The organism is Chitinibacter sp. SCUT-21 (assembly GCA_041874755.1).
In the GTDB taxonomy this organism is placed as follows: domain Bacteria; phylum Pseudomonadota; class Gammaproteobacteria; order Burkholderiales; family Chitinibacteraceae; genus Chitinibacter.
The window spans coordinates 965,280-977,004 of sequence record CP102611.1 but is presented as its reverse complement, the minus strand read 5'-3'; the positions used below and the strand labels follow the sequence as shown (position 1 = coordinate 977,004).

12 protein-coding genes and 1 pseudogene are annotated in these 11,725 nt (G+C 50.4%); 10 read left to right on the top strand and 3 right to left on the bottom strand.

Annotated elements, in window-relative coordinates; translation table 11 throughout:
* The first annotated feature begins 23 nt into the window (after positions 1-23).
* The 5 genes from radA (at position 24) to NT239_04525 (ending at position 5,323) form a co-directional block, all read left to right on the top strand.
* Positions 24-1,379 (top strand): DNA repair protein RadA, encoded by a 1,356-nt coding sequence (radA, locus tag NT239_04545; protein XGA72117.1) that lies wholly within the window; start codon positions 24-26, stop codon positions 1,377-1,379.
* A gap of 147 nt (positions 1,380-1,526) precedes the next feature.
* The gene (gene trxA, locus NT239_04540; GenBank protein XGA72116.1) at positions 1,527-1,853 is read left to right on the top strand and encodes a thioredoxin TrxA; all 327 of its coding nucleotides are present in this window, start codon (positions 1,527-1,529) and stop codon (positions 1,851-1,853) included.
* Positions 1,854-1,989: 136 nt separating this feature from the next.
* Positions 1,990-3,246: a transcription termination factor Rho gene (gene rho, locus NT239_04535; protein XGA72115.1), complete on the top strand. Its 1,257-nt coding sequence runs from the start codon at positions 1,990-1,992 to the stop codon at positions 3,244-3,246.
* Positions 3,247-3,330: 84 nt separating this feature from the next.
* Positions 3,331-3,540 (top strand): 50S ribosomal protein L31, encoded by a 210-nt coding sequence (rpmE, locus tag NT239_04530; protein ID XGA72114.1) that lies wholly within the window; start codon positions 3,331-3,333, stop codon positions 3,538-3,540.
* A 151-nt stretch (positions 3,541-3,691) separates the two neighbouring features.
* Positions 3,692-5,323, top strand: a complete 1,632-nt coding sequence (locus NT239_04525) for a hypothetical protein (GenBank protein XGA72113.1) — start codon at positions 3,692-3,694, stop codon at positions 5,321-5,323.
* A gap of 679 nt (positions 5,324-6,002) precedes the next feature.
* On the opposite strand, the pseudogene NT239_04520 reads toward NT239_04525, so the two are convergent.
* The 3 genes and pseudogenes from NT239_04520 to NT239_04510 form a co-directional block, all read right to left on the bottom strand.
* A pseudogene (locus NT239_04520) lies at positions 6,003-6,146 on the bottom strand (prepilin-type N-terminal cleavage/methylation domain-containing protein).
* Complete coding sequence (locus NT239_04515; GenBank protein XGA72112.1) at positions 6,143-6,586, bottom strand: hypothetical protein; 444 nt, start codon at positions 6,584-6,586, stop codon at positions 6,143-6,145. Before NT239_04515 ends, NT239_04520 begins: the two are co-directional and overlap by 4 nt.
* A 14-nt stretch (positions 6,587-6,600) precedes the next feature.
* Positions 6,601-8,727, bottom strand: a complete 2,127-nt coding sequence (locus NT239_04510) for a GspE/PulE family protein (GenBank protein XGA72111.1) — start codon at positions 8,725-8,727, stop codon at positions 6,601-6,603.
* A 240-nt stretch (positions 8,728-8,967) separates the two neighbouring features.
* Here NT239_04510 and ccmA point away from each other — a divergent pair, with 240 nt between their 5' ends.
* From ccmA to ccmE, 5 genes are read left to right on the top strand one after another with little or no spacing between them, the layout of a single operon-like run.
* Positions 8,968-9,600, top strand: coding sequence for a cytochrome c biogenesis heme-transporting ATPase CcmA (gene ccmA / locus NT239_04505; GenBank protein XGA72110.1), 633 nt, complete (start codon positions 8,968-8,970; stop codon positions 9,598-9,600).
* Positions 9,597-10,271, top strand: coding sequence for a heme exporter protein CcmB (gene ccmB / locus NT239_04500; GenBank protein ID XGA72109.1), 675 nt, complete (start codon positions 9,597-9,599; stop codon positions 10,269-10,271). The genes ccmA and ccmB overlap by 4 nt, the downstream gene beginning before the upstream one ends.
* Positions 10,272-10,281: 10 nt before the next feature.
* Positions 10,282-11,061 (top strand): heme ABC transporter permease CcmC, encoded by a 780-nt coding sequence (ccmC, locus tag NT239_04495; GenBank protein XGA72108.1) that lies wholly within the window; start codon positions 10,282-10,284, stop codon positions 11,059-11,061.
* Positions 11,061-11,264 carry a heme exporter protein CcmD gene (gene ccmD, locus NT239_04490; GenBank protein XGA72107.1) on the top strand — a complete coding sequence of 68 codons (204 nt, stop codon included), beginning with the start codon at positions 11,061-11,063 and terminating at the stop codon, positions 11,262-11,264. Before ccmC ends, ccmD begins: the two co-directional genes overlap by 1 nt.
* Positions 11,261-11,710, top strand: coding sequence for a cytochrome c maturation protein CcmE (gene ccmE, locus NT239_04485; protein XGA72106.1), 450 nt, complete (start codon positions 11,261-11,263; stop codon positions 11,708-11,710). The genes ccmD and ccmE overlap by 4 nt, the downstream gene beginning before the upstream one ends.
* Positions 11,711-11,725: the final 15 nt, after the last annotated feature.

Here is an 11,725-nt window from a genome sequence, read left to right as displayed (position 1 = left end):
CGGGCCGTTTTTATTGGATTGCGATGAGTAAAGTAAAGAATCAATTTGTCTGCCGCCTGTGTGGGGGGCTTTCTCCCAAATGGCAGGGGCAATGCCCGCAATGTGGCGAATGGAATAGCTTAGAAGAACAAGTGGTGCAGCCTGCGGTGACAACTGGGCGCTTCCAAAGCTTGGCCGCCGATGGCGCAATCAAAAATTTATCCGACGTTGAAGCCGAAGAGTTGCCGCGTACACCGACGCATTTGGCTGAACTGGACCGCGTATTAGGTGGTGGCTTAGTGCCAGGCGGTGTGGTGTTAATCGGTGGAGATCCTGGGATTGGTAAATCAACTTTGCTACTGCAAGCCTTGGCGCGCTTGGCGGAGTCTTTGCCGGTGCTGTACGTCAGCGGTGAAGAATCGGCACAGCAAATTGCACTGCGCGCGCGCCGCCTTGGTGTGCCTGCGGCCAAAGTGCGTTTGTATCCTGAAATTAGTCTAGAAAAGATCCTACTAGCGCTCGAGCGTGAAGCGCCAAAAGTTGTGGTGATTGACTCGATTCAAACCATTTATACCGAGGCCTTAACCAGTGCACCCGGTAGCGTTGCACAAGTTCGCGAGTGTTCGGCGCAATTAACGCGCTTTGCCAAACGCCACGGCACGTCGATTTTGCTGGTTGGCCATGTGACCAAAGAAGGCGCTTTAGCAGGGCCGCGCGTGCTTGAGCATATTGTTGATGCGGTGCTGTATTTTGAAGGCGATACGCATTCGAGTTTTCGCCTGATTCGCGCGATCAAAAACCGCTTTGGTGCGGTGAATGAACTCGGTGTTTTCGCGATGACCGACAAAGGTTTGCGTGAAGTCGCTAACCCGTCGGCACTGTTTTTAAGCCAGCACGATCAGCCCGTGCCTGGCTCTTGTGTAATGGTGACACAAGAGGGCTCGCGCCCGATGTTAGTTGAAGTGCAGGCGCTGGTGGACGATGCACATGCCGCGCAAGTAAAGCGCCTGGCGGTTGGGGTGGAGCAAAATCGTTTGGCGCTGTTATTGGCGGTATTGCATCGCCATGCTGGTATTGCTGCGTTTGATCAGGATGTATTTATCAATGCAGTGGGCGGCGTTAAGATTATCGAGCCCGCCGCCGATTTGGCGATGTTGATCGCAATTGTGTCGTCGCTTAAAAATAAACCGCTGCCCAATAAAATGGTGGTGTTTGGTGAAGTTGGTTTGGCTGGGGAGGTGCGCCCAGTTCAGCGCGGACAAGAGCGTTTGCGTGAGGCGTCCAAGCTTGGCTTTACGCATGCGATAGTTCCAAAAGCCAATAAACCTAAGCAGGCGATAGATGGAATGACCGTGGTCGCGGTTGATCGACTCGAGCAGGCCGTAGATGCTGCTTTTTAATTGACGTAAATTGCGGCAAAAAATTTGCCACGATTTTTTTGTTGAAAATGCAGTTTTCGCCCCTATCTATTGCTAAGATTGAGCTTTCGGCGCTACTCCTAGCATTTGACCTTAGGCGCATATATAACCACTTTCGGAGATCAGTACATGAGTGAAAATATTATCCAAGTAACAGACGCAAGTTTTGACGCGGAAGTGTTGCAAGCGGCAGGTCCTGTGTTGGTGGACTACTGGGCTGAATGGTGCGGCCCTTGCAAAATGATCGCGCCAATCTTGGACGAAGTGGTGGTTGAATACGCTGGCCGTCTGAAAGTCGCTAAATTGAATATCGATGAAAACCAAGCTACGCCACCGAAATTTGGTATCCGTGGTATTCCAACACTGATGTTGTTCGTGAACGGCGAAGTGAAGTCAACGAAAGTTGGCGCATTGTCAAAATCACAATTGACAGCCTTCTTGGATAGTAATATTTGACATTGATGTTGTTTTTGTTTTAGTCTGCATCACTAATGACTTAGCAGCGGTGCTTTTGCCTCGCTGCTATTTATCCCTTGCTCTATTCTTGCTGTTTTTCCCCTTACTTAATTATCTAAACTAAGCGTAAATTATTATGCATTTGTCCGAATTAAAACATCTGCACGTTTCTCAGCTCGTTGATATGGCGATTGCATCTGAGATTGACGGTGCCAGCCGTATGCGCAAGCAAGACGTGATTTTTGCCTTGCTCAAAAACCGTGCAAAGAAAGGGGAAAGCATCTTTGGCGAGGGGACTCTAGAAGTCTTGCCTGATGGCTTTGGCTTTCTGCGTAGCCCAGATACCTCGTATTTGGCTGGGCCTGACGATATTTATATCAGCCCAAGCCAGATTCGCCGCTTTAACTTGCATACCGGTGACACTATTGAAGGTGAAATTCGTATCCCGAAAGACGGGGAGCGTTATTTTGCACTGGTGAAAGTCGATAAGGTGAATGGTGAAGCGCCGGAAGCGGCTAAAAATAAAATACTGTTTGAGAATTTAACACCACTGTTTCCGACCGAACGCCTTAATTTAGAGCGTGATATCAAAGCAGAAGAAAACATTACTGGTCGCGTGATTGATTTAATGGCGCCGATTGGTAAGGGGCAGCGTGCCTTGCTGGTGGCGCCGCCAAAATCGGGTAAAACAGTGATGTTGCAGCACATCGCGCATGCAATTACGGCTAACCATCCTGAAGTTACGCTGATTGTATTGCTGATCGATGAGCGCCCAGAAGAGGTTACCGAGATGCAACGCTCGGTCAAAGGTGAAGTGGTTAGCTCAACGTTTGACGAGCCAGCAACGCGTCACGTTCAAGTGGCAGAAATGGTCATAGAAAAAGCCAAGCGCTTGGTTGAGCATAAAAAAGACGTGGTGATCTTGCTTGACTCGATTACGCGTCTGGCGCGTGCGTATAACACCGTAATTCCTGCTTCTGGCAAAGTGTTGACTGGTGGTGTCGATGCCAATGCATTGCAACGGCCAAAACGCTTCTTTGGTGCGGCGCGTAATATCGAAGAGGGTGGTAGCCTAACGATTATCGCCACTGCGCTGGTTGAAACCGGTAGCCGTATGGATGACGTGATCTACGAAGAATTCAAAGGCACGGGCAATAACGAAATTCAACTTGATCGCCGCATGGCCGAAAAGCGTATTTTCCCAGCGATCAATATCAACAAATCAAGTACGCGTCGTGAAGAGTTGTTGATCAAAGCTGATCAGCTGCAACGGATTTGGGTGCTACGCAAATTGCTCTACCCAATGGACGATTTGGACGCGATGGAATTTTTGATGGATAAGCTTAAATCAACCAAGTCTAATCTCGACTTTTTTGATTCAATGCGCCGCTAAGCTTGCGAATTTAAGCGAGCTGCGACATAATGCTCGTTTTGCAGCGTCGGCAAAACCCCGGCGCCCGACTACTTAGGAAAAATTATGAAACCAAATACTCACCCAAATTATGTAGAAATCGACGTGACTTGTTCATGCGGTAGCTCTTTCAAAACTGCATCTACTTTGGGCAAAGCCCTGCACGTAGAGGTTTGCTCAGAATGCCACCCATTCTACACAGGCAAACAAAAAATCGTTGATACTGCAGGTCGTATTGAGAAATTCAATAACAAATTTGCAAAATTTGCTCGCTAATACTCAGAGCAAATCAAGAAAAGGCAGCTATAGGCTGCCTTTTTTATTGTCTCGTGCCACAATCAAAAGTAATGCTCAAAATTTTCTGCAAACTACACAGTTTTAAATGGTGTACTGCCGAAAGAAACTTGAAAAAACTTGAAACCCGACAATGCTCACATACACCCCGCAATCTGAAAGACCAATCGCCTCCAGCAAGGAGCAAGACAAACCTTGGCTATTGGTTTTGTTATGCCTGTTTTGGGTTTTACCTGGCTTGATGGGGCATGATCCTTGGAAGCCCGAAGAAAACGAAGCTGCTGCGCTAATTGTTGATATTTTGCGCTCCAATCATTGGGTTCTGCCACATTTAGCAGATCGTCCCTATTTTGATACCGCGCCTTTGTATTTTTGGGTGGCAGCAGTATTTGCCAATGCACTGACTTGGTTTGGTGTCGCGGTGCATGATGCCGCCCGATTAAGTACTGGTTTATGGGTGGGTGCTGCGCTGTGGGGAGTAGGGCTGGCAGGGCGCGAGCTATTTGGCCATCGCTACGGTCGATTGGCGGTGGTGATTTTGCTGGGGGCCTTGGGCTTAATCGTCTGGGGGCATCATATTTCGCCGGCAATTTTAACTTTAACCGCTAGCGCATGGATGGTGTATGCACTGGCTTTGTCACGACGCCTCCCTCTTCGGGCAGGTCTGATTCTCGGTCTGGCATATTTGATTTTATTGCTAGGCGCTACCTGGGCAGATGCATTATTGGCGTTGCTCGCCTCAGTCAGCCTGATGTTCTATAAAGCTTGGCGCAAGAGCGCATATGGCATCACATTAACGACAGCATTGATTATTTCGCTGCCTTTGGCAGCGCTGTGGGGCTATGCGCTGCATACCGAGTCATCCGTCTTATTTCATACTTGGTGGCGTAATTTTGCTTGGGGGGCTTACGGTGGTGCAAGTTCTGTAGCAACTTTCGGTGATTTTAGCTTCCTACCGCAAACCTTACCGTGGTTTACTTGGCCTGTTCTGCCGTTGACGGTTTGGTCGGTCTGGATTAATCGAGATAGTTTTCGTGCCGATCCTCGCTGGCATTTATTATGCACTCTAGCGGGCGCGCATCTACTGTTTGTCATCTGCGCGGGTCATCCAACAGAGGCCAATGTGTTGCCGCTGTTATTGGTGATGAGTGTCATCGCCGTCGCGGGAGTAGATGATCTGCGTCGTGGTGCGGCATCAGCCTTGAATTCATTTGCAATTCTAACTTTTGGTTTGGCTGCGATACTCATATGGAGTGGTTGGTTAGTGTTGCTAATTGGCCAGCCCGCTGATCTGTTGGCACGGTTGCATCGCTACAGTACGGCGCCAATGCAGATTGCTCCGGTGGGTTTACTATTTGCCTTGGCGGCCACAGTGCTCTGGGGCAGTGTTTTATTGCGTCGCCGTGCTTTGGGTCGTAAAGCCCTAACGAATTGGACCTGCGGTATCAGTTTGATCTTGTGCTTATTCATTGGCCTATTTCAAAACTGGATCGATGCTGGTAAATCCTATCGCCCAGTTGCTGATGCCGTACAAGCGCTCAATGTCAAATTTCAGCCACATTGCTTAGATGCCACGCAAATTCCAAGCGCCCCATTAGGGGCATTGGCCTATTTTGGAACATATAGCATCAGCACTCAGGACGTAAACTCTTGTTCAATGGCCATTCGCCCTGCTGACGTGACGCCTCCAGTGCGTTGGACCTTATTGGCGCAGGTTCAACGACTGGGTGAGAGTAAAGAGCAGTTCAATATTTACTTGAAGTAATTGCTTGTGATTTATCCTAATGGCCGTTGGCCACGCCTGCTGGAGCGTGCTGACATTTATGACTGTGCGGGTTATACCACTGCCCAGCAGGGCAATTATGATTGTTCTGTAATGGAGCTGCTGTTGAGGGGCTGATTGAACGTGAAGTTGGGTTTGGATTCGAAGTGGGTGTGCTTAATGGGCTCGCCTGTGTTGTTGGCTTGGGTGATGACTGAAGCACAACAGTCGGGGCCGGCGTTGCTTGCGTTGAAGTACTCGTTGTCGCCTGGCTGGGAGATTGGGGAGGCAAAGGTTCTGGTACGCCTGCGCAACCAGCATGAGTTTGTGGGGCTACACCCCGGCAGACAATGGTATCTTGCTCGCTGAGTGCTACCGAGTAACTCATGATGCTCGAAAGTCCTACCAGATTTGGCTCAACTTTACCAAGGCGTTGAAAGTATCTGAGCGCAGCTTGTGCTGTGCCCATGCTGTATTGTTTGCTCGCACTGGCGCAGACATTCATTACTGGGCGAAAATCATTAGGTTTACCCTCTAATGGGGTAAACCCAACCGTGAGTGTTACATAGGGGTCAGTAATATTGACCGCGTTAGCCTGTTCTAAAAATGCTTGGCAGTTCGGAATATTGGTTTCGTCGACTTCCACAATGGCGGTGGCTGTTCTTAATCGATCGTATTGAACGATAAGCTCCGCAGCTCGTGCTTTATAAACGTAATAGTCATAAGCCGGCAGTGCAATTGCCGCTAAAATCCCCACAATTGCGACAACGGTCATTGTTTCGATGAGCGTAAATCCATGCTGATGTGAAGCATATTGGCTATTCATCGTGTGGCCTCTTGTTGTGATCTAGCACTTTCCCATTCAATAAACGACTGTCCAGCCCTTGCAATTAATCGATAGGATTGGGTGTTATGCTGATTAACTTCAATTTGATACTGAACAATCGCTGCAAGTGCTGGATTGCTTAGCTGAGAGGGAAGCCTTCCATCAATTTCCCGATGAGCATCAATATCGCTTTTTGCCATTTCGATTGCTTGTGCTAGATCTTTATGTTCCTGATGGATATTTGGTTGGTGACTTAAATAATAGCCCCATAAACCAAGTGCACAAATCCAACTTAAAACACTGATAATCGGAAGTATTTTTCTTTTTTTTGTTTCACTCAAAGCAAGCAGTTTTTCTCGTTTCCTCTTTTTGGTGTGTTCTTCAATTTCAACAGCTCGAATCAAACCGCTGATATTTTGTGCGGGGGCTTGTTTTGACATTTTTATTCCTAAAATTATGTGCCTATCCCATTAAAGTTACCTAATGCCTTGCGGATGCGGTGCTCTAACTCACCAATCACAATTGGTTTGCTTAGGTATGGAATATGAATGCCATTGGCTCGCCAAGATTCGGTGCAATGCTCTAAAGCAGGAGGGAGTAGGGTGATGGCGGGCAGCCTACTCCAGGCTAAATGACGCAGAGCATCTTGCATGATTAAAATCAAACTCTCTTCAGGAGTGTCATCACCAATATCTCCCAATAACATCACAATACTGTTATTGCTTTTCAGTAATTGGCAGGCATCACGTGCAGTCGGTGCACAAAACACGCTAAATCCGGCATTTTCAAGTTGTGAACTAAGTTCGGTTGACGGTGTGCGGCTAATCACTAGTACACCTGCAGCCATAGTTTTTCCCGATGATAAATCTGTGTAAATCACATCCGGTGGAGGGGCGCTGTGTAACTGTGCGAGATCTAACCAAAAATGCTGCCCAAGTACCGAAATGGCCTCATCAACGGTTGTGTGCCCTGTGGCGATATGATTCATGGCTGAGGTGGACATTGAATTGAGTGATGACAAACTAATTTCGGGCCGTTGGGTTAATTCGGTGCCCCCACGGGCAATTTGCTGACGAATCTTCCCTGTGATCTCAATAATTTCGCTGATTGGAAATCTGCCGCGATAACCGCTGAAATTACACTCAGGGCAGCCCACGGGGCGAAATGGAGGCGTGATGCCCGTGATGCGTTCAAATTCTTGTTCTTCTACACTGAGGGGCGCTTGTACCGGTTTTTGACAGTGTTTACATAAGCGACGGGTCAAGCGTTGCGCCACAATGCCACTGAGTGCTTCGGCGAGCAAAGCAGGCTTGCAGCCCAAGTCAACCAATCGATCGATCGCCGACCAAGCATCATTGGTATGCAAAGTTGAAAATACTAAATGCCCCGTCATTGAGGCTTGCAAAGCGATTGCCGCAGTTTCTTCGTCCCGAATTTCGCCGATCAGCAAAACATCTGGGTCTTGCCTTAAAGCGCTGCGCAGCGCGCTGGCAAAAGTGAGGCCCGCCTTGTCATTGACGTCGACTTGCGAAATGCCCGGAATAACATACTCCACCGGATTTTCCACCGTAATAATGGTTCGCTGAACTGTGTTGAGTTCACGTAGTAAAGCCGCCAGGGTTGAGGTCTTGCCCGATCCAGTTGGTCCCGTAATCAAAATGAGCCCGGAACGCTGATTGGCCATTTTGCGAATACTCTGCATTTCAGCGATGGCAAAGCCACAACTACTTAATTGAATACTTTTATTTTGCTCAAGAAAGCGCACAACAATGCGCTCGCCGTCTCGTGCCGGCAGGGAGGAAACTCGTAAATCAAACTCGAGCTGATTATGCTGTAGTGCAATTCGGCCATCTTGCGGAATGCGCTCATTGGTCGGATCCATGCTGGCCAATGCTTTAAAATAGCGGCATAAGGGTTCATAAACCTCTGCCGGTAATAAGGCGATACGGTGCATCACGCCATCGACTCGCACACGAATTGCGCCTCCGCCCAAAAAAGGCTGGATGTGTAGATCCGATGCTTTCAGGCGGATCGTTTCGCGAATCAACTCTTTAGCCAATTTGACTAACGATTGGTCGCTGGTGAAATCCATGACCTCACTGGTAATCACCAGCGAGCCAGTAAAATAATTTCCGCCTTCAATTGTGCTTCGGGCATAGGCAAACTGAATCGCGCTTTCAAGGTCTTCTGGGAGCGCCATGACCATTTTGACGCGACCTTCGACGCCAAATCGTAAAAAATCAATCACATCCTCATCGCAAGGATTGGCGACAGCAACAACCAGCTGGTCTTCCTCACGGTAGAGCGGCAAAATTTGGCTTTCTCTGGCTTTGCTAGATGGGATGGTGACGAGTACATCCGGTTCAGGTTCAAGCGCCGTCACGCATTCCATTCCCAGATGTTTAGCGACAGCGGAATGCAGACTGACGAGATCGTTTTCCGTGGCGTGTGCCAAGCTACGCCAGAAGCTAGCAATACTGCCTACTGTCGCTAACTCAGCCGCTTGATCTTTGTCGGGGTAGAGTAGGCAAACTAGACGGCGAAGCTGAGCCAAATGGTCACTATGCAAGTTTTCAGTCACGGTCTTCTCTGCGCAATTTGATATTTTAGTGTAAGTAGACGGCCTGAATTAATCAAAGAAAATTGCGGCTTCTTTGAAAGACATGTCACAATCCAACCCAGTAGTTTTAGCGCGAAAATGAGAGCTCCTTACTGACAGGGCGTGATAGCGTGGTACTCCCTTGGGGGTAGTCGTTAATCCCCAAAAATAGCGCGCAAGGGCAGGGTAAACTCCTGCAGTGTTTAGTTGACTAGGATTCCAATGCTGCAATTGCAAGATCTCGGCGCCAGCCGAGGTGGCAAACCTTTATTTTCCAATGTGTCCTTCACGCTGCAGGCGGGTCAATGTCTGCATTTGCAAGGCCCCAATGGCGTGGGGAAAACGACCTTGCTGAAAATACTGGCGGCGCTTTCGCCGCTGCAGCAAGGGTCTGTGCATTGGCAGCAGCGCAGCATCACCGCTTGGGGTGACGAGTACGGCGCGCAATTTCATTATTTGGGCCACCGCGATGCGCTCAAAGACACACTTAGCCCACTGGAAAATCTACGTCTACACGCGCGCTTAAATGGCGTAGCGCTTGATGAAGCGCAGGCCTTGCGAGCTTTGGTCAAAGTCGGTTTAAGCCGCTGCGTGGATTTAGCGGTACGGCATTTGTCGCAAGGCCAAAAGCGCCGCGCCACCTTGGCGCGTTTTGTCGCCATGCCACGGCCGATCTGGGTGATGGACGAGCCCTTTGTCGCGCTTGATGCAGCAGGGCAGGGCGAGTTAGGCAATTGGATTACCGCGCATTTACAGCAAGGGGGTATTGCCCTGCTAACCTCTCATCAAGCTTTGCCCAATGAAATACCTAGCCCAAGTATTTTGCAGCTCAGCGCCAGCGGAGCGCAGCGATGAGTGCGTTCGGCTTTTTCTTTAGCATCATTGGGCGCGATTTATTGCTGTCGTGGCGTCAGCGCGGCGACGTATTGGTCGGGCTGATGTTCTTTGTGTTGGTTGCGACCTTGTTCCCACTCGCTGTTGGACCCGAGCCGGCTTGGCTCTTGCGCATCGGCCCTGGCGTGTTGTGGGTGGCGGCGCTATTGGCCAATTTATTGGCTTTGCCGCGTTTATTTCATAGCGATTGGCTCGATGGCTCGCTGGAGCAATTAATGCTCGCGCCATTTCCGGTCAGTATTATGGTTGCGGGCAAAATGGCCGCGCATTGGCTTGCGACCAGTATTCCACTGGCGCTCGCCGCGCCATTGCTGGGAATCCAATATGGTTTGCCGAGCGAGCAATGGTTAATGCTGCTGGCGAGTTTGCTGGTCGGCACGCCGATTATTACCACGCTGGGCGGTGTAGGCACAGCGCTCACTTTGGGTTTGCGCCAAGGCGAAGTGTTGCTGGCCTTGCTGGTGCTGCCGTTGCTGGCGCCGGTGTTGATTTTTGGTAGCGGCGCAGTCGGTGCGGTGGCGGCGGGGCAAACGGGGATGGCGGAATTATCGCTACTCGCCGCCTTGGCGTGCGCGACGATGTTTTTCGCGCCGTGGTTGGCGGCCAAAGCGCTGCGACTGGCGATTGAATAGAAGAATGAAAATGGATACAGCATCGACTGCAAAAACCGAAAAACGCTGGCACTTATTTCACTTTGCCGCGCCGAGCACTTTTTACCCGCTGGCGGGCAAGGCGATTCCGTGGTTTAGCGCGGCAGCGCTGCTGTTGGCCATCGTTGGGCTGTGGCTGGGTATGGCCATCGCGCCGGGCGACGCGCAGCAGGGCGAAGGCTATCGGATTATCTTTTTGCATGTGCCAACGAGCTGGATGGCGATGTTTATCTACGTCGTGATGGCGTTTTGGTCAGTAATTCATATTGTATGGAAAACGCGGCTGTCGGCGCTGATGGCGCAAGCGCTGGCGCCAACTGGCGCGTGGATGGCGCTGATGTCGCTGGTCACTGGCGCGCTGTGGGGCAAGCCAATGTGGGGCACGTGGTGGGTGTGGGACGCGCGCCTCACCTCAATGTTGCTGCTGTTCTTTTTGTATCTGGGCTTTATCGCGCTAACGCGCAGCATTGATGATCCAGAGCGCAGCGACCAAGCCGGATCGATTTTGGCGCTAGTTGGCGTGTTTAATGTGCCGGTGATTTATTTCTCGGTGTACTGGTGGAATACCTTGCACCAAGGCGCGTCGGTGTCGACCAAAGGCAGCAGCATGGCGGCGATCATGCTGATTGCAATGTTATTGATGAGCTTGGCGGCGTGGATGTATGCCATCGCCGCGACATTGCGCCGCGTGCGCTGCCTGATTTTGCAGCGCGAAGCGGCGACGCGCTGGGTGCAAGAATTGCCCGAAATCGCCAACACGAGCAAGGTGTGATGATGAACCTGTATTGGAATAGCTGGGCCGAATTTTTTGCCATGGGTGGCTACGGGGTATATGTCTGGTGGTCATTTGCAGTATGCGCTACAGGTCTATGCATAGAAGGGGTATTACTGCGCATTAATCGTGCGCAAACGCTGGCGCAAATTCGCCGTGCGCAAATGCTCGCCAAAATCAATGATGCCGGAGGTGCGCAATGACGCCACGTCGCAAACGAATGTTCTGGCTTGCCGGAGCCTTGCTCACCTTGGCCTTGGTCACTTTTTTTGTGGTGAATGCCTTTCGCGAAAACCTCGTATTTTTTTATAGCCCGACGCAGGTGATCGCTGGCGAAGCGCCGCAGGGGCGCGCGTTTCGCATTGGCGGCATGGTCGCGGAAAAATCACTACAGCGTGAAAGCGATGGCGTCACGATGCAATTTGCCGTGACCGACACCGATAAAACCATCACGGTGAAATACAAAGGCCTGCTGCCTGATTTATTCAAAGAAGGCAAAGGCGTCGTTGCGCAAGGCAGTTGGGATGGCTCGGTGTTTACCGCGACCGAAGTGCTGGCCAAACACGACGAAAACTATATGCCGCCTGAGGCACAAGAAGCGGTGAATAAAGCGCATCAGCGCGCTGCTGAGAAAAAGGCCGCGCAGTAAAAGCTCCGCGGCAAG

Excerpts from the sequence above, each read along its gene's own strand:
- radA (XGA72117.1), top strand. The coding sequence starts at position 24 with ATGAGTAAAGTAAAGAATCAATTTGTCTGCCGCCTGTGTGGGGGGCTT.
- trxA (XGA72116.1), top strand. The coding sequence starts at position 1,527 with ATGAGTGAAAATATTATCCAAGTAACAGACGCAAGTTTTGACGCGGAA.
- rho (XGA72115.1), top strand. The coding sequence starts at position 1,990 with ATGCATTTGTCCGAATTAAAACATCTGCACGTTTCTCAGCTCGTTGAT.
- rpmE (XGA72114.1), top strand. The coding sequence starts at position 3,331 with ATGAAACCAAATACTCACCCAAATTATGTAGAAATCGACGTGACTTGT.
- NT239_04525 (XGA72113.1), top strand. The coding sequence starts at position 3,692 with ATGCTCACATACACCCCGCAATCTGAAAGACCAATCGCCTCCAGCAAG.
- NT239_04515 (XGA72112.1), bottom strand. The coding sequence starts at position 6,586 with ATGTCAAAACAAGCCCCCGCACAAAATATCAGCGGTTTGATTCGAGCT.
- ccmA (XGA72110.1), top strand. The coding sequence starts at position 8,968 with ATGCTGCAATTGCAAGATCTCGGCGCCAGCCGAGGTGGCAAACCTTTA.
- ccmB (XGA72109.1), top strand. The coding sequence starts at position 9,597 with ATGAGTGCGTTCGGCTTTTTCTTTAGCATCATTGGGCGCGATTTATTG.
- ccmC (XGA72108.1), top strand. The coding sequence starts at position 10,282 with ATGGATACAGCATCGACTGCAAAAACCGAAAAACGCTGGCACTTATTT.
- ccmD (XGA72107.1), top strand. The coding sequence starts at position 11,061 with ATGATGAACCTGTATTGGAATAGCTGGGCCGAATTTTTTGCCATGGGT.
- ccmE (XGA72106.1), top strand. The coding sequence starts at position 11,261 with ATGACGCCACGTCGCAAACGAATGTTCTGGCTTGCCGGAGCCTTGCTC.